Raw genomic sequence first — 16,422 nt, forward strand, 5'->3', positions numbered from 1 at the left:
ACACAAGAAATTCAATACGTATGCTAAAATGGTTTTTAGGTGAAAAATTATGATAATTGCACAAGGACACGATTTAGAAAAACAATTCGGTGCCAACACATTATTTAAAAATGTCAATTTTTCAATTGACGCAAATGCCAGAATTGGTCTGATTGGACCTAACGGGGTTGGTAAAACAACCCTGCTTAAGATTATGACCGGTGAAGAAGAAGCCACACATGGTGACTTCACCATCAATAAAAATATAGATGTCGGCTATATTGCCCAAGAAAATGGTCTAAATGAAAGTAAAACAATTTGGGAAGAAATGCTCAGTGTTTTTACTTCATTAATTAATATGAGCAAAAAAATCACAAGTTTACAGCAGGACATCGCTGCTAACCCTAAAAGAAGTGATTTGTTAAAACAGTATGACCAGCTGCAATTCAACTTTGAGCAGCAAGGAGGGTACACCTACCAGGCTGATATCAAAAGTATTTTGAATGGCTTTAACTTTCCCGAAGAAACTTGGTCAAAAAAAATCGCAAGTCTTTCCGGAGGAGAAAAGACCAGACTTTCATTTGTTAAATTGCTACTGCGCAAACCTGCTCTGCTATTACTTGATGAGCCTACCAACTACCTTGATTTAGACACTCTGGACTGGCTGGAAAGTTATCTTAAAAACTATTCTGGTGCTATTTTAGTTGTTTCCCATGACCAGTATTTTTTAGATCATTTAGCCACACAGATTTTTGAATTGCAATTTGGCAACTTAACTGACTTTAAGGGGAATTATTCCGCTTATGTTGCTGAACGGCAGCTGCGTGATCGCCAGCAAGAAGAAGCGTATGAAAAGCAACAAGAGCAAATCAAAAAAGACGAAGAATTTATTCAAAAAAATATTGTCAGAGCCAAAACTACTAAACGAGCACAAAGCCGCCGCAAGCAATTGGAGAAAATGGATAGGATCACTCCGCCAAAGCACAAAAATAAAGTGCGCATTAATTTTCAAAGCGAGCGGCCATCTGGTAAAGAAGTTTTAATTTTACGTGATTTAACAATTGGCTATCCAACAAAAACAATGGTGCACGATATTTCTCTGCAAATAAATAAAGGCGACCGCGTAGCCGTAATTGGTCAAAATGGTATTGGTAAATCAACTTTACTAAAAACCGTGATGAAGGAATTAAAGCCGAAAAAAGGCTCAATTAAGTACGGTGCATCCCTTGATATCGGCTACTATGATCAAGAACTGCAGGGACTTGATCCAACTAAAACGGTGATTGACACCGTTTGGGACCGTCATAAAACAATGCCTGAAAAAGATGTGAGATCGATTTTAGCCAGTTTTTTGTTTACCGCAAAAGATATTGATAAAACTGTCGGACAATTATCTGGTGGTCAAAAAGCGAGATTAACATTAACGGTTTTGTCACTTGAACATAACAACTTTCTGCTGATGGATGAACCTACTAACCATTTGGATCTTGAGGCGAAAGAAGTATTAGAAAAAGCTTTGCAGGATTTTGACGGTACTTTGTTGTTTGTGTCACATGATCGCTATTTCATTAATCAGTTAGCTAACAAAATTGTGGAGATCAAAGATAGTACTGCCCAAGTTTACGAGGGTGATTATAGCTATTATCTAGATGAAAAAAACAAGCAAAATATTGTTTCAGAGAACGAGTCAGCAAAAAATAATACGGCAGCAAAAGTAGACGAAAATAAAAATAAACTTTCTTATCAAGAGCAAAAATTGCGCGATTCACAAAAGCGTAAATTGCAAAGAGAAGTTGAAAATACTGAAAATAAGATTGAACAACTGGAAAAAGAGCAGGAAGATATTCAATCTCAAATGGCTGATCCTGAAATTGCTACTAACTTCGACAAATTAGGTCCTTTGCAGGAACAGCTCACTGAAGTGCAAAAACAACTTGCTGAGGCAAATGATGCTTGGGAAAATGCACTGACTGAACTGGATAGCTTTGACTAAAATAATCTATATTTTGGAAACGCAACAAAAATAGAAATAAATCTGCCTTCTTGTTTACTATTTCTATATTTCAACTTACAGTAAATTACCTTGTTAACTATTAATTGATTTTTTGTTTGCAAAACTTGATAAATTTACTGTTGTTTTCAAAAACTCAGGAGTTTAAACTTAAAGTTAATAATTTTACTGGCTCTATCAAAAATAAATTGGGAGGTGCACATGGAAAAATTACGCACTGCTCTTTAATTATTAATTAATAAAGGAGGAATAAAAATGAAATATATAGCTGACCAAAATATTGCTTTAGACCAACTCATCAATTTATATACCAGCATCGGTTGGAGTTCTTATACACAAAACCCTCGGCAACTGCAAAAGGCAGTGGCAAATTTGCTTTTTACTATTGGCGCTTAGGATCATAGTCAATTAGTTGGATTAATCAGAGTAGTTTGGTGATGGTCTGACCATCATTTATATCCAAGAGTTACTGGTTAATCTGCTTATCAAAGTCGGGGAATTGGTACGAAATTAATGAATAGTGTATTACAGAATATAATTCTGTCAGACAGAAATTTTTGTTGACCGAAAATACGGGTAAAACGCGCATGTTTTATGAAAATGGTAATTCTAAGCCGTGTGATAAATACGATTTGATTGCTTTCTACAAAGATTTTTAAGAGATAATAAAGAGTCTGGGAAAAAACTATCTTTTCCCAGACTCCTTTGAAATGAGTTTTCCATTTTGTAATGACGAGTATGTTATTACTTGTTAAATATTTTTACACTTAGTTTTAAAAGACTTTTGAGTAAGCACAATTTAAATAAACAAATGAACGATTTAAAGTCATGATAATACTAAATTAAAAGTAAAAACGTTGATTTACAAAATATAAAATTTTATTCTTTGTATTTTATATGACTGGATAGTGAAATCATAATAGTAATTATTAAAATTGAGCAGCATAGTGTTAACAGCCCTGTCGTATAGTTCAACTGCACATTTTGATAATTCATTCCTAAATTGCCAGATACTATGTCAACTGCGTTCAGGTAAGTCATTGGCAACCAGGCGCAAATCTTACGCAACGGTTCAACTATCATAGTTGCAATGTTAAGTCCCGGGACAAGTAAAATAGCGATAAGTAATGCTGGTAATTTATCACGAAAAATTCGGGCAAGGAACTGAACTAGGACAACCTCGAAGATGAAGGTAAGTACCTGCAATACAATTACTTTAATAATAAAACTGCCAGTAGATATACATTCAATAAGAGGCCTACCACCTGTATATTGACCTACGATATAAGGAAAGGCTAAACTACCTGTACCATAAATAAGGGAAGCTACAATAAATAATACTAAATTAATCGCTAAAAAACTACCAAGAGTCAGGACTATTCCTGCTATGGTATTCGAAATCATTAAATTATTTTTTTCAAGCGGTAATAACTGCGCCGTATCTAATTTTTGGTGGTAAGAATCAGTTAAAAGCAAAGTTAATAAAAACAGAGCAACAAGAGTAAATACGTAAGGCAAATATTGCTGATTTAATTGCAGTAAGAACTGCCAGCCTGTTACTGGCATATCCTGACTTTCATAAGGCAAAGGCTCATGGCGTAAATAGTTAAAGAATTGCAGCTTTTTCTCTACATTTATTCTTGAATTAAGGCCTGCTGAATCTTGGCCATTTGATGTAATAGTTTGTTCTTGCTTTTTTTGGTGCCACATAATCGTGTAGGCTTTGCGCCAATTACCTTTATTTGCCGCATTTAGAATTTGTTTATCTTGCTTAACTACTTCTTGATTTTGCTTAATAGTAGATTTAGTATCATTGTAAATCTCAGTTTTCGATTTTTGTTTATCGTGTTTAAGTAATCTTTGCTGCCGGTTAATTTCTTTTTGGCGGTATGCAATCTCTGATTTAGACAACGCCTGCAAGGAAAATTGGGGATTAGTGCGTATATTCATGAATAAGACAATACCCATTAATAAGAGTATAATTGCTAAGCAAACTGGGGTTAGCTTATTCTTAAATACTTTTTTAAGCTGAAAAGCCAGATAGGACATTATGCCAGTCTCCCATTTCTATGTGTAACAGTTGTAAGGCGATCAATTAAAAGTACCAACAACAACAATAATATAGAACTTAGTGTTAAGGTAAACACACCATTTGAAAAGTTAATCGCGGAATTATCCATTGCATAGGCTGTTTGGTTTGATACAACATTTAAAGCTCCTAAATAAGTACCAGGAAGCCACTGCGCAATCTTCTCTAGTGGAATAATAAAAACTGTAACAAAATGACCGCCTAATAAAAGCAATAGCGAAACTAACAGAGTCGGTAACTGGTTATGAAAAATTTTAGCAATTAGCTGTACAAGCAAAACCATAAATATGAAATTTAAGAGCTGCAGTATAACTGCTTGGGGCAACAATTTGGCAGTCGGAACAATTCCCGGCACCAAGTGGTCGCTAACCAGATGGTGAATGATGTAAGGATAGTCACTGCGACCAGTACCAAAAATGCTCGCTGCTCCCCCGAAAACTAATAAGTTTAGTAAAAGAAAAATAAAGCTGACGACCACTAACCCAGCAATATTATTAGTCAATGTACTTTGCAAGCGATTAATTGGCAAGACAGTCGAAATGTCAAGACCATTTTTATAAGAACCAGTAAATAAATAAGTCAAAATAAATATCATTACCAAACTAAATAAGACGGGCCAATAGTTTGCATTCAAATCTAACAAAAATTGTATTCCGGTAACTGCGTTATCGCTTTCATAAGGCATAGGGTGAACTATGAGATACTTTAAACGCAAGATTATACTTTTATGTCCATCTTTTTCATCTGAACTTAGATCAGTCAATCTGCCTTTTTGTTCCTTTTTTAATTTGATCTCATAAACTCGTTTCCAGTGATTGTGATTAATATTATCTACAAAGGTTTGATCTTTTTTTAATTCCTTTTCAATTTGTTTGATATCTTTTTCAGTGGCCTTATATGATTTTCCATGCGGTGAATATCGTTTGAGTGCTTGACGATCGGCTTGTAAAGCTTGCTTTTTCATGGCAATCTGACCCTGAGCATCTCCTTTTAAAGAACCTGTACCCATGAGCTGCGTAGACTTCATGTATAGTAAGCCAAAAGAAATTAATAATAAAATAACCAGTGAAATAATTGATAGATTGTGTTTAGTAACTTTTTTAAGTTGCAATGAAAAATATGAGCTCATTGTTCTACCTCGTGCATCATTTGTTTTTGTAAAACGAGCCGGTGTAAGTTATTCACTTTAATCTCGCTGCTATAGTGGGAGGTTAGAATAATACATTTATTATGCTGAACTACCTCATCATTTAGTCGTTTATAAAGAATTGTGCGGCTTTCTTCATCAAGACCGTTAGTAATCTCGTCCATCAAGTAATATTCGGCGCCACTAACTAGGTACATGGCTACAATCAATTTTTGTTTCATTCCAAGCGAATACTTTTTAATCGGGACTTTGACATACTTACGTACACCCAAGAAATCAAGTTCTTGATCAAGGTCGACATTAGAATGCCATTGTCTTTTCACGAATTTTAAGTAATCAAGGCTGGTTAAATTGACATTCAACCATTCATTGCTTTCAAAGAAAAAAAGCTTACGCTTATTTTTGGCATACGGCTTTCCGTCCAATAAGACTTTACCAGAAGAAGCTGGAATTAGATCCGTAACAGCACGCAAGAAACTTGTTTTACCAGAACCGTTTTCTGCGGCAATTTGATAAAATTGACCGGGTGCAAATTGATAAGAAAAATCGTGCAGGATTGGCTGCCTGGTTTTGAGCGATAGGTTTTGGACTGTTAACATCATTGTCTCCTTTTTTGAGTGGTGAATTAATTTAAAAATGATAGGGTTACTATAATTTAGCCTACCATAATTTTATTGTTTTTTGATTAGAAATTTAAACGTATCCCTATTTATTGATAGAAACTTGTTTGTATTTGAGTTTTATTAATAGTCTATCCGTATAAAATTCATAATCAAAGTGATTATCAAATTTTGTATTTTTGAACTCTTTAAAATATGCTAACAGCTAGGATCATCAATGAATGAAATAAACTAACCATTTGATTTTCTCCCTTACCTGTTTGACTTTATTATATTCAGGTAGGAAAACTAAATTAAAAAATGTCACATATGACTTTTTAAAAACATATGTGACATTTTTTATTTCTTAATACTACTGTCTAAAAGTTCTTGCAATCCGATACTGTAGCTATTCACCAGCTGTCATTTTGTATACTCTGATCATTTAGTAATTGATACATAAATATAATGTTTAAAATACTTGGGCTCAAAACACATAATGATAAAAAAGAGTCTGGAAAAACTATTTCAAGAACAATAAAAAGACGTTGAATTCAACGCTTTCTTTCGTAGGGATTTTGTCTTGATCCTGATATTATTTATTTTATTGCAGCATTTCTGATGCGTAAGGTAATTCTAATGATGCATCAGCATCTAAAGTTAGATCAGCAAATTTTCCTTCTTGATACAAATTGTAGGCCGCTGCACCAATCATCGCAGCATTGTCACCGCAAAGCTTTAAATCAGGCAAAATGACTTTGGGCTGAATATTTTGCGGTAAACTTGCTATTTCACTATTCATTCTGTCCCGTAAACCATGGTTAGCGGCTACACCACCCCCCATGATGAAAGTCTGCGGCTGATACTGCTTAATCGCCCTAATTGTTTTAGTTGCTAAAACATCAATCACTGCAGCCTGAAAGCTGGCGGCTAAGTCGTATTTATTTAATTTTTGGTTAATTTGTTCGGCATGATGACAAGTATTAATGAATGCACTTTTTAGCCCTGAAAAAGAAAAGTCGTAATCATCTTCTTTAATCATTGCCCGGGGAAAATTAAAGGTATCCTGCCCCTGGTGAGCCCATTCATCTATTGTCTTACCAGCTGGATAATTAACTCCTAAAACTCGGCCAATCTTATCATAAGCTTCTCCTGCCGCGTCATCCCTAGTATCACCAACTATTTCAAAATGAGTCGGGTCTTTAAGTAAAACTATTTCAGTGTGACCACCAGAAACTTGCAGTGCAAGAGCCGGATAAGTAATCTCTTCTTTTAATTGTGCTGCCATAATGTGACCCATAATATGATCGACACCAATTAGTGGGATACCTGTAGCCATTGAAGCAGCTTTTGCGGCACTAACACCGATTAACAGGGCTCCGACTAAACCCGGTCCATAAGTTACGGCAATAGCATTGATATCATTCCAAGTTGCTTTTGCCTCACTTAAAGCTTCCTTGGTAATTTGCGTAATCACTTCAATGTGGTGGCGACTAGCTACTTCGGGAACGACTCCTCCAAAACGCTGGTGACTTTTAATTTGAGTTGCTACTATCAAGCTTTCAACTTCTCTGCCATTTTTGACAACAGAAGCCGAAGTCTCATCACAAGAACTTTCAAAAGCCAAAATCCGGATATCTTTTTTATGTACCACTTCTATTTCCTTTCTTTCAATCATCTACCAATTTAAGTACCATATTAAGCGCGTTTTGCCGGGAGTCCTGATAATAATTGGGCCAGACGAAAGTTGTAACAAAACCAAATTTTTGATATAAATTTTGAGCATTCAAATTATCCTCTCTTACTTCCAGGCTAAGTTCCTCACAGCCTTTTTCTTGGGCAACTTCAATTACTTTTCTAATTAAATAAGTACCTATGCCTCTTTTTTGCCAAGCTGAATCAACCATTAAATTGGTAATATGCGCTTTCTTAATATCAATGCGGACACCAATTAGCCCTACCACTAATTGCGACTGCAATACGAGTAAATAGAGTGAATTCTTTTTGCCCAATTCAGTTTGAAAAATTGCGCCGCTCCAAGGCTCCTCTCCTTGATATAAACTTTGCTCAAGTAACAAGATCGCAGAAATGTCTTCAATTTGCGCTTGTCTAATATCCAGGATAGAGTGATTGATAATGAATTTTTCTGGAGTAAGGTTAACAAACTTTTTCTTTTGCGCCACAAATAAAAAATGCCAGAAACACTTAAACTTCTTCCACATAGTTACTATCAGGTTTATATGCTTCTCCGGTCTTTTTATGCCAATCAATTTCAGCTTGTGTGCGCCGTAAATAGTTTGGCAACAACTGGTCAGGATCATCGGGTTGAGCATTCACAGCCAGCTTACCTATTAAGCCGGCATGAACAATATTCTGTTTTTCTGTCCCAAAATTAAAGGGAATATTTATCTTTTTGATAGTCTCTTTTTGTTTTTCAAAGCCAGAACCAACATAAATAACATTTTCCAAGTTGTTATCTGCACAATATTCTGCTACTGCGTTTAAAAGTGTGTCAATATGATAGTGCCCATCAGGTATTACACATTCAGGACCCCAATCATCTTCCTTATTGACATAAGCGCCCGCAAAGTAATTATCATTACGAGCATCAATCCCAGCCACTATTAAAGTACCTTCTTCTGCACAACTAGCAGCCAGTGCTTGTAAAGTAGAAATGCCTACGACCTCTTTATGTAAAATGCTGGCAAACATTTTTACTGTCGTTACACCAATCCGTAATCCGGTGTATGACCCTGGTCCAATTGCAACGGCAAAACGATCGATTTCTGCCAAACTTAGATCATTTTCTTTTAAAATTTCGGCAATTAATGGGTCCAAATGTGCGCTATGATTACGCTGATCAAATTCATTCTTTTCCATAATTACTTTAGCACCATCATTTAAAGCCACACTTAAATTATTTGTCGCGGTCGACATACTCAAAATTTTCATTCTAAAATATTTTTACTCTTTTCGAAAATTACCTGTTAATCCTAACCCTTGAAATTGCGTTTAAAACAAAATAACTAACAATCATTTCCACCCAGGGGGTAATGGCTTCCTTCGGAATTCTTTGAATAAGTGCAACGGAATAGTCAATGCCATATAAAAGGTGAACCCAAAGTGTATTTAAGCCGATATTAACAACAACTGTCACTAATAAAGTTGCCAAAATAATCCGCCAAATTTTGACTGGCTTTTGATAAAAAACTAAGCCATAAATAAACGGACCAATCATTGCACTCAGGGTAAAGCCGATAAAAAAGCCCCCTTGATTACCAAATAGAGCCGATGAAACCAAATCACTGATTCCACCGCCAACGCTGCCCCATATAGGTCCAAATAAGTATCCCAGCATCACGCTTCCGATGAAACCCAAACTTACATGAACAACAGCTGATCCAACTGTGAAACGACTAAGAATAATCTTCATTGCGACAATAATTCCTAAGAGTACAAGATCACGCAATTCGACCTTGAATAGTTCTTTAATAGTCATTTGCAGCACTTTCTTTCTTTAATTAAATTGTGTTAGAACACAAAAAATAATTATATTATATTTTGCGCCAAGTTAGTTCACAAACAGCTTTATCATTTTTATCATCGTCTGCAATCGCATGAAATGATTTTATAATGTCTCCGTCTTCAATTACACTTACACATGCATATGGTGTTTGGGCATAACGGACTTCAAGGTTAAATTTAATATCGATAGTCTTGACAATATGATTTTTTAAAAAATCGCGGTCAAGCGTATCAAGAAACCAATTAAAATAGTGCCCATTAGTCATGTGATGGTTGGTATCCAAATCATCATAGCGTACGCGATACTGCCGTTTTTTCTCGTAATTTTCCTGGACCCGCAGTCTTGGAAAACGAGGCAGCTTTTTCAAGAGGGGTATTCCCAATTCAGCCATCATTTCTTTATCAGTTGATACTAATTTGCGGGTCTTTAAATCAAATAAAACCCATTCACTTTTTACTGTTATCAACTCATTTCCAGTCTGATCGGTAAATACATAATTTCTATATTCCAAAAAACGGTTATAGCCAAATGGCTCAGTTGTAAGTATAATTTCTTCATTTGGATGGGGCAGGCGGGCAATTTCCATATGATATTGCGTCACGACCCAACCTAATCCCCTTTTGGTCAAGGCGTTAGTACTACCATTACCTGAATCTAATTGATGCTCCGAAACACTCATCATCAAATCAATCATCGCAGGTAATTTTAAATTTTTATTTTCATCACATTCATAAAAATTTACAATATGTTTTTCACTGTACTTCATAATTTCACCTACTTTTGATGATAACGTTCATATAACTCATTTTTTGAAACGTGATTTTCCTGAGCAATCTCCTTAATTGCCATTTTTTTGCTTTTTCCTTTAGCAACCAACTTCTCTACTAACGCAATTAGTGCAGTCCAAGATAATTTTTCAGCTTGCTTGGTATTTGGTGAAACCAAAATCACAAATTCACCTCTCGGCGCATTTTGCTCAAAATAAGTAGTAACTTCACTGATTGTACCACGAACAAACTCCTCGTGAATCTTAGTCAGTTCTCTGGCTACAACAATTTGCCGCTCAGAATCCAATATTTCTGCCATATTATTAAGAGTCTTAACTAATCTATGTGGTGCTTCATAAAAAACAGAAGTTGCGCGTGCTTTATTCATTTGTTCAAAAAAGGATTTTTGCTCACTCTTTTTCCGCGGTAAAAAGCCATAATAAGTAAATGGCTGAGCATCAAAGCCAGAGGCAATCAAGGCAGTAGTAAAGGCGGAAGCACCTGGTAAAGGGACAACTGGAATATTATTCTTGATACACTCTTGGACTAAAATATAACCCGGATCAGAAATGACGGGCATTCCAGCGTCACTAATTTCTGCGATAACTGCACCCTTCGTCATTAATTTAATCAATTCGGGCGCTCTTTCCTTTGAATTATACTTATGAAAGGAAAGCATATGATTATGGACCCCAATTTTTTCAAGTAGGATGCCACTTGTTCTGGTATCTTCAGCTGCGATATAATCAGCTTCCTGTAAAACTTTTTTTGCTCTAATTGTAATGTCTTCCAAATTACCAATCGGAGTTGGCACTAGATAAAGCTTACCATTTTCTTGGGCATAACTACTTTGCCTCTGCATTTGATCAGTCCTTTAATGTTTCTTCTTTTTTTCACCGAAATTATCAAGAATATCCAGGCAAAACATGCAGTCTGTATTAGGATCACGGTGAGAGCCATAGTACATATTGCAAATATGATAACCTGAGCTGTAAATTTGCCGCAAAGATTCAAGGCCACTTTGAGTTTTTACGGTACTATTGTGGACATTATTCATTTTGTCCATTTTTTCGCGCAGCAATTGATTCTCTACTTTTAATTCAGTATTTTCTTTTAAAGTCTCTAAAATACTATTCTCTAAACTTTCGATTGTTTTGGTCATGCTGACCATCGAATCGTGAAGCTGCTCCAACTTTGAATATGAATCCACCACGAACACCTACCGTTTCCACTGCAAAGCAAGAAAATCAAGTAAATTACGAAAACTAACATTGCTGTACTGCATCTTATCAATTTCAAGCAAATACTTTAGCATTCTTGCTCCATCATCTTGATGACTATTGTCTAAATCCTCTTGTGCCCATTTCTTAAGTAAAAAGAGAATATAATTTTGTTCACTTTTGCTTCTTGCTATTTCTGCCAACTGGTGCGCACTGACAAGTGCTAATGAATTGTGCTCAATCATCTCTTGGTAAAAATATTTAGTATCTTTATCTAATTTAGTTGTATCTTCCAGCTCGCTAACTTCACTGGGACTGAAGCCATTTGCTAATAATTCCGCACTTTTACCATTCTCTTTGTCATTATTCGCAAAATTAATAATCTGAGTACGTGACCGAATTGTTGGCAAAATTTGATCAGTATTATTGGTGATTAAAATTGTAACGACAGGTGCAATAGGCTCTTCTAGTAAATTAAGCAAAGCATTAGCTGCAGGCAAAGTTAACTTTTGTGCTTCATTAATAAAAAAGAAACGGACACTGCTTTGAACCGGACTTTTAGCCAATTCTTCTTTTAAAATGCGCACTTGATCGATGCCCAAAGTTTGCTTGCCTTCGGGCTTTACCAGCAAAACATCCGGGTGATTGCCTGAAATAATCTGCCGGCAGTTCTGACAAGTACCATCTGGTTTTTTACTACCACTACAATTAAAAAGACAGGCTAACCAATAGGCTGTATTTAAAGCCTGAATTTCATTAGCATCAACGAATAAGTAACTGTGCGCCAGTTTATTTTGTTCAAATGCCTGACGCAAAAGTTCAGTTTGCTTCTGGCCCGCTTCCTTAATATTGACAGACATTAGAATTGCTTAAATTCTTCAACAGGCAAGACAAAGCAAGTAGCCCCACCAACTGTAATTTTTATCGGTTGACTACTAATATCAAAGCCTGTCATTACCATATTCGGATTCATATATTCTTCACGTGATTTGGATTCATCCTTGATAATACGCAAAACTTGTTTAACATGCTTATCATCTATACCGATAAGAAAGGTCGTATTACCTTCACTAAGAAATCCACCTGTTGTAGCAAGTTTAGTTGCGCGAATACTCTCTTTAACAAAGGTACGCTGCAAACGGTTAGCATCTTCTTTTTGAACAATTGCAACTATTAATTTCATCTTAATCAGTCCTTTAACAAATCTGCTGGTAATCGGTTTGCAATTATTTTAACACAATCCTCTACAACCAAATTGAGTGGTTTATTTGCATTAACTACCACTATTCTTTTAGGATAAGCTTGATTTACTTCTTGATAGCCCCGGTAAACTTTTTGATGAAAAATTAATTTTTCCTGTTCCAAACGGTCTTCTTGACCAGCTCGTTCTTGGGCAATCCTGTCTAAGCCAATTTGCGGTTTAACGTCGAGAAAAATAGTGAGATCAGGTTCAATTTTACTGGTGGCAAAATCATTAATCTGTTTCACAGCGGCAATACCCAAATCTCGTCCTGCTCCTTGATAAGCAAGTGAACTATCAACAAATCGATCAGAGAAAACTACCTTACCAGCTTTAAGAGCCGGTATCACAGTTTCAAACATGTGTTGGCTGCGAGACGCTGCATAAAGCAATGCTTCAGTTTTAGCGGACATTTCTTCATTCACAGGATCCAAAATTAATTGCCGGATTTTTTCTGCAATTTTTGAGCCTCCAGGTTCCCTAGTTACTAGATATTGTGTCTTAAGTCTAGGACCTATTTGAGCTACAACCTGCTTTAAAACTGTACTTTTTCCTGACCCATCTGGTCCTTCGAAACTGATAAAATAATTTTTCATAAAACTCTCCATGTTTCTATTTTACAAGAGTTCTCTTTATATGAACACCCCAACGTACTTTTAATTTTTGCGCAAAATAAAAAGTCCTTTCACTAAGGACTTTTTAGTCTGAAATCGCATTAGAAAAACCACTAAATCTTGTATGACGATGACGAGCTTCATTATATAAAAAAGAATATTTTGCTCTTAAAATTTTACCTGATACCACGTTATCCTCAGACATATCAAGTGTCGTTGGATCAAGATTTTTTTGAACAGCAATCTGCTCCTGCAAATCTTCAATTGTGGCCATTAGTAATTCGTCACCCATTTTTTTAACTTTATTACGAGCCATTAGATTGAAGTTCTCCCTTGTACCGCTCTTTTTAAAGTAATCGAATTAGCATATTCAATATCACTACCGACAGCCAAACCAGCAGCCAGGCGGGTTACTTTAATTCCAGCAGGCTTAATTAGTTTGCTAATATACATCGCTGTTGATTCACCTTCGGGAGTTGAATTTAAAGCTAAAATAACCTCTTTGACATCATCCTGTTTTTGCAAGCGAACAATCAGTGACTTAATATTAATTTCTTCTGGCCCAATACCATCCATTGGTGATAAAACACCGTGCAGAACATGATATAGACCACTATATTCACCCATGTCTTCAAAAGCCATCACGTCTTTAGGTTGTTCAACCACCATAATAGTCGACTGGTCTCGTTCAGGATTACTGCAGATTAGGCACGGATCCTTTTCCGTAATGTTGCCACAAATAGAACAGCGATGAAGCTTTTCTTTTACCTCTGTTAGTGCTGTACTAAAGCCGTGAACATCTTCATCTGGCATATCAAGAGTATAAAAAGCAAGCCTTGTTGCTGTTTTTTCACCAATACCAGGTAATTTCATATAAGAATCAATTAAATGCGCAATCGGTGCTGGATATTGCAATTAAATCATACCCTTCGTATACTTGCCTAAACTTTGCTGCGTAGCTTGATCAATTTCTTGCAGACCTTTGTTAACGGCATCAATAACTAAATCTTGCAGCATATCTGGATCATCCGGGTCGATTGCATCCTTATTAATGGTAATATTTTTTAATTTACGATCACCACTAAAAGTAGCTACAACTAAATCATCTGCAGATTTGCCCACAAATTCCTGGGCGGTAATATTTTCTTGTTCCTGAGCCATTTGCTCTTGCAATTTTTTGGCCTGTTTCATCATTTGTTGCATATTCATACCGCCCATGGCACCAAAATTAGGTCTTTTACTCATTATCTTGTCTCCTTAAATTCTAGTCTTTAACATTTACTGTGTCACCAAATAACTCTTTGGCTTTATCCACTATCTGCTTATCTGATTCAGCCTGTTCTGATTCTGAATCTTTTTGCTTTTGCTTATCAAGTAATTCTTTACCATGTTTCTGTATAAATTCTTTACGTACTGTGGCCCAATCTTCATCAGGTACTAGCACTATTTCATAATTATGCTTAGTAAATTTAGCAATTTCTTCAGTCAAAATATCTAATAAATTGCCATCTTTACTAGCTTTTTCAAACCAAAGGGTGTATTTACATTTCATTACTACTTGATTCGCACTAGCAGCAACCGGCTCAAGTACATCTAACAAAGCTCTTTGCGAAACACCCAAAACAGATTGCAAATCGGGCCAAACATTTTTGATAGCGGTGAGGTCATCCTTCGTAGCATTTTCTAACACATGATAAACCTGCTTACGATTTTGTTGATTGGCCTTTTTTCTGTTTTTACTTGCTTTTTTGGGTTTTGCGACAGACTTGGTTTTAGTACCTTTCGCACCACTTTGATTAAAGCGGTCGCTTGCAGCATTATCAAGATGAAAAATCTGATCGCTGTTTCTAGTTTGTTTTTTACTTAAACTGGCAACTTTTTTGGTTAAAGCCGTAACTTGCTTCTTTAACGCTGCTATTTCTTCCATCAAATCCGGGTCAGCATTTTTAGAATTGGCAGACTCTGATACAACATTCTTAGAGTCCGCCGTACTAGCCTTTTTCCCAGCACATTCAACTACAAATACTTCTAGCGGAATTTGCTGCTGATTAGTATAACGTAAATCATTTAATGCGGTATTAGCCGCAGAAATCAATTGAAAATAGCGTTCAGGAGCAACTTCTTTAATCTGTTCAATAAAGTCATCGTTTAAAAAGAGGTTCTGGCTACTGTCATTGGTTTTAATAACCATTAAGGCATTAGTCGCCATTTCAATAAGTTCATCTAAAATATTTTTCGTACTAGCACCATTAGCAAGTTCGGTTTGTGCTAAAGATAATGCTTTAGTTGCATCCTCATTCAATATTGCTAATAAAATCTGTTCAATTTTTTCTTTAGCGGCAAATCCAGTTATTTCAAGAGCCGAATCATACTCAACTTTGTTTTTGTCAAAACTCAACAGTTGGTCTAAGATACTCAAAGCATCCCTCATACCACCATCAGCTACCTGAGCAATCACAGCCAAAGCCTTATCTTCATAACTGATCTTTTCTTGCTCCAGTATATACTTCATTCGCTTTTCTAGGTCAGCTTGAGAGATACGTTTGAAATTGTAACGCTGAGTTCTTGATATTATTGTTGCCGGCACTTTTTGCAGTTCGGTAGTAGCTAAGATGAAAACAACGTGCTCTGGCGGTTCTTCTAATGTTTTAAGCAAAGCATTGAATGCACCCATTGACAACATATGGACTTCATCAATGATATATACTTTGTATTTACCCTGAGTTGGTGCGTATTTTACTTTATCTCTGATGTCGCGTATTTCATCAACACCATTATTGGAAGCCGCATCAATCTCCATAATATCCGCCATTGCACCTTTATCAGCTGCCAGGCAATTAGCACATTTATTACATGGTTCACCGTTTTGCAGGTTGGTACAATTCAAAGCTTTAGCAAAGATCTTGGCACAGGAAGTTTTCCCAGTACCACGTGGCCCAGCAAATAAAAAGGCATGGGAGATTGTACCGCGCTTAATTGCATTTTTCAAAGTATCCGTAATATCATTTTGACCAATCACACTAGCAAAAGTGCGCGGTCTCCATTTGCGGTATAACGCTTGATAAGCCATTGATCAGTCTTCCCTAGTAAAAAACTCTTAACTCTTGCGAAAGAGTTAAGAGTTTGTAATTATCTAATAAAAGGCACATGCCCGAGCAACCTTAGTGCTGCTACCTTCCGGTCCTGACACGCTTTGGAGGTCAAACATTGCCCATAAGATATATTACCTT

At 36.1% G+C, this 16,422-nt stretch carries 19 protein-coding genes and 1 other RNA gene; 2 read left to right on the forward strand and 18 right to left on the reverse strand.

The genetic code is table 11. The features are described from left to right. Positions 1–49: 49 nt before the first annotated feature. The gene (locus tag F5ESL0260_RS06415) at positions 50–1,972 is read left to right on the forward strand and encodes an ABC-F family ATP-binding cassette domain-containing protein (RefSeq protein ID WP_122026292.1); all 1,923 of its coding nucleotides are present in this window, start codon (positions 50–52) and stop codon (positions 1,970–1,972) included. 273 nt (positions 1,973–2,245) lie between these two features. Further along, positions 2,246–2,386, forward strand: a complete 141-nt coding sequence (locus tag F5ESL0260_RS09540; protein ID WP_233557722.1) for a hypothetical protein — start codon at positions 2,246–2,248, stop codon at positions 2,384–2,386. 483 nt (positions 2,387–2,869) lie between these two features. Here the strand turns inward: F5ESL0260_RS09540 and F5ESL0260_RS06425 are convergent, their stop codons facing one another. From F5ESL0260_RS06425 to ffs, 18 genes are all read right to left on the reverse strand, one after another. Beyond that, positions 2,870–4,039 (reverse strand): hypothetical protein, encoded by a 1,170-nt coding sequence (locus F5ESL0260_RS06425; protein ID WP_122026293.1) that lies wholly within the window; start codon positions 4,037–4,039, stop codon positions 2,870–2,872. Next, positions 4,039–5,208: a hypothetical protein gene (locus F5ESL0260_RS06430; RefSeq protein WP_122026294.1), complete on the reverse strand. Its 1,170-nt coding sequence runs from the start codon at positions 5,206–5,208 to the stop codon at positions 4,039–4,041. Before F5ESL0260_RS06430 ends, F5ESL0260_RS06425 begins: the two co-directional genes overlap by 1 nt. After that, positions 5,205–5,825, reverse strand: a complete 621-nt coding sequence (locus F5ESL0260_RS06435; protein WP_122026295.1) for an ABC transporter ATP-binding protein — start codon at positions 5,823–5,825, stop codon at positions 5,205–5,207. Before F5ESL0260_RS06435 ends, F5ESL0260_RS06430 begins: the two co-directional genes overlap by 4 nt. Before the next feature lie 604 nt (positions 5,826–6,429). Further along, positions 6,430–7,479, reverse strand: a complete 1,050-nt coding sequence (gene tsaD / locus F5ESL0260_RS06440) for a tRNA (adenosine(37)-N6)-threonylcarbamoyltransferase complex transferase subunit TsaD (protein WP_122026707.1) — start codon at positions 7,477–7,479, stop codon at positions 6,430–6,432. A gap of 16 nt (positions 7,480–7,495) precedes the next feature. Continuing rightward, on the reverse strand, positions 7,496–8,047 hold the full coding sequence (rimI, locus tag F5ESL0260_RS06445) for a ribosomal protein S18-alanine N-acetyltransferase (protein WP_158593817.1): 552 nt from the start codon (positions 8,045–8,047) through the stop codon (positions 7,496–7,498). Then, complete coding sequence (gene tsaB, locus F5ESL0260_RS06450; RefSeq protein ID WP_122026297.1) at positions 8,031–8,777, reverse strand: tRNA (adenosine(37)-N6)-threonylcarbamoyltransferase complex dimerization subunit type 1 TsaB; 747 nt, start codon at positions 8,775–8,777, stop codon at positions 8,031–8,033. Before tsaB ends, rimI begins: the two co-directional genes overlap by 17 nt. Positions 8,778–8,805: 28 nt before the next feature. Continuing rightward, positions 8,806–9,324, reverse strand: coding sequence for a folate family ECF transporter S component (locus F5ESL0260_RS06455; RefSeq protein ID WP_122026298.1), 519 nt, complete (start codon positions 9,322–9,324; stop codon positions 8,806–8,808). Positions 9,325–9,379: 55 nt separating this feature from the next. Then, positions 9,380–10,117 (reverse strand): acyl-[acyl-carrier-protein] thioesterase, encoded by a 738-nt coding sequence (locus tag F5ESL0260_RS06460; RefSeq protein ID WP_122026299.1) that lies wholly within the window; start codon positions 10,115–10,117, stop codon positions 9,380–9,382. A gap of 8 nt (positions 10,118–10,125) precedes the next feature. Continuing rightward, positions 10,126–10,980 carry a 16S rRNA (cytidine(1402)-2'-O)-methyltransferase gene (gene rsmI / locus F5ESL0260_RS06465; protein ID WP_122026300.1) on the reverse strand — a complete coding sequence of 285 codons (855 nt, stop codon included), beginning with the start codon at positions 10,978–10,980 and terminating at the stop codon, positions 10,126–10,128. Positions 10,981–10,992: 12 nt separating this feature from the next. Beyond that, entirely contained in the window at positions 10,993–11,328 is a 336-nt protein-coding gene (gene yabA / locus F5ESL0260_RS06470) for a DNA replication initiation control protein YabA (protein ID WP_122026708.1), read from the reverse strand. Positions 11,329–11,337: 9 nt separating this feature from the next. Next, positions 11,338–12,198: a DNA polymerase III subunit delta gene (locus tag F5ESL0260_RS06475; RefSeq protein ID WP_122026301.1), complete on the reverse strand. Its 861-nt coding sequence runs from the start codon at positions 12,196–12,198 to the stop codon at positions 11,338–11,340. Continuing rightward, positions 12,198–12,521 carry a cyclic-di-AMP receptor gene (locus F5ESL0260_RS06480; protein WP_046325268.1) on the reverse strand — a complete coding sequence of 108 codons (324 nt, stop codon included), beginning with the start codon at positions 12,519–12,521 and terminating at the stop codon, positions 12,198–12,200. The genes F5ESL0260_RS06475 and F5ESL0260_RS06480 overlap by 1 nt, the downstream gene beginning before the upstream one ends. A gap of 5 nt (positions 12,522–12,526) precedes the next feature. Beyond that, a complete protein-coding gene (gene tmk, locus F5ESL0260_RS06485; RefSeq protein ID WP_122026302.1) occupies positions 12,527–13,174 on the reverse strand; it encodes a dTMP kinase in 648 nt (215 codons plus the stop codon). Between the two features lie 103 nt (positions 13,175–13,277). Further along, positions 13,278–13,508: a YaaL family protein gene (locus F5ESL0260_RS06490; RefSeq protein ID WP_122026303.1), complete on the reverse strand. Its 231-nt coding sequence runs from the start codon at positions 13,506–13,508 to the stop codon at positions 13,278–13,280. Beyond that, positions 13,508–14,107, reverse strand: coding sequence for a recombination mediator RecR (recR, locus tag F5ESL0260_RS06495; protein WP_046325271.1), 600 nt, complete (start codon positions 14,105–14,107; stop codon positions 13,508–13,510). Before recR ends, F5ESL0260_RS06490 begins: the two co-directional genes overlap by 1 nt. Further along, positions 14,108–14,437, reverse strand: a complete 330-nt coding sequence (locus F5ESL0260_RS06500) for a YbaB/EbfC family nucleoid-associated protein (protein WP_046325272.1) — start codon at positions 14,435–14,437, stop codon at positions 14,108–14,110. 19 nt (positions 14,438–14,456) lie between these two features. Continuing rightward, entirely contained in the window at positions 14,457–16,262 is a 1,806-nt protein-coding gene (gene dnaX, locus F5ESL0260_RS06505) for a DNA polymerase III subunit gamma/tau (RefSeq protein WP_122026304.1), read from the reverse strand. A 54-nt stretch (positions 16,263–16,316) separates the two neighbouring features. Beyond that, positions 16,317–16,414: signal recognition particle sRNA small type (gene ffs, locus F5ESL0260_RS06510), an RNA gene on the reverse strand. Positions 16,415–16,422 lie beyond the last annotated feature (8 nt).

This window comes from Lactobacillus sp. ESL0260 (assembly GCF_003692935.1).
Taxonomy (GTDB): Bacteria; Bacillota; Bacilli; order Lactobacillales; family Lactobacillaceae; genus Lactobacillus; species Lactobacillus melliventris.

Coding starts and splice junctions, on each gene's coding strand:
- F5ESL0260_RS06490 (WP_122026303.1), bottom strand. CDS start 13,508: ATGGCTCGTAATAAAGTTAAAAAAATGGGTGACGAATTACTAATGGCC.
- F5ESL0260_RS09540 (WP_233557722.1), top strand. CDS start 2,246: ATGAAATATATAGCTGACCAAAATATTGCTTTAGACCAACTCATCAAT.
- F5ESL0260_RS06455 (WP_122026298.1), bottom strand. CDS start 9,324: ATGACTATTAAAGAACTATTCAAGGTCGAATTGCGTGATCTTGTACTC.
- F5ESL0260_RS06430 (WP_122026294.1), bottom strand. CDS start 5,208: ATGAGCTCATATTTTTCATTGCAACTTAAAAAAGTTACTAAACACAAT.
- F5ESL0260_RS06435 (WP_122026295.1), bottom strand. CDS start 5,825: ATGTTAACAGTCCAAAACCTATCGCTCAAAACCAGGCAGCCAATCCTG.
- F5ESL0260_RS06415 (WP_122026292.1), top strand. CDS start 50: ATGATAATTGCACAAGGACACGATTTAGAAAAACAATTCGGTGCCAAC.
- rimI (WP_158593817.1), bottom strand. CDS start 8,047: ATGTGGAAGAAGTTTAAGTGTTTCTGGCATTTTTTATTTGTGGCGCAA.
- F5ESL0260_RS06480 (WP_046325268.1), bottom strand. CDS start 12,521: ATGAAATTAATAGTTGCAATTGTTCAAAAAGAAGATGCTAACCGTTTG.
- F5ESL0260_RS06460 (WP_122026299.1), bottom strand. CDS start 10,117: ATGAAGTACAGTGAAAAACATATTGTAAATTTTTATGAATGTGATGAA.
- dnaX (WP_122026304.1), bottom strand. CDS start 16,262: ATGGCTTATCAAGCGTTATACCGCAAATGGAGACCGCGCACTTTTGCT.
- F5ESL0260_RS06475 (WP_122026301.1), bottom strand. CDS start 12,198: ATGTCTGTCAATATTAAGGAAGCGGGCCAGAAGCAAACTGAACTTTTG.
- tsaB (WP_122026297.1), bottom strand. CDS start 8,777: ATGAAAATTTTGAGTATGTCGACCGCGACAAATAATTTAAGTGTGGCT.
- F5ESL0260_RS06425 (WP_122026293.1), bottom strand. CDS start 4,039: ATGTCCTATCTGGCTTTTCAGCTTAAAAAAGTATTTAAGAATAAGCTA.
- tmk (WP_122026302.1), bottom strand. CDS start 13,174: ATGAAAAATTATTTTATCAGTTTCGAAGGACCAGATGGGTCAGGAAAA.
- rsmI (WP_122026300.1), bottom strand. CDS start 10,980: ATGCAGAGGCAAAGTAGTTATGCCCAAGAAAATGGTAAGCTTTATCTA.
- F5ESL0260_RS06500 (WP_046325272.1), bottom strand. CDS start 14,437: ATGAGTAAAAGACCTAATTTTGGTGCCATGGGCGGTATGAATATGCAA.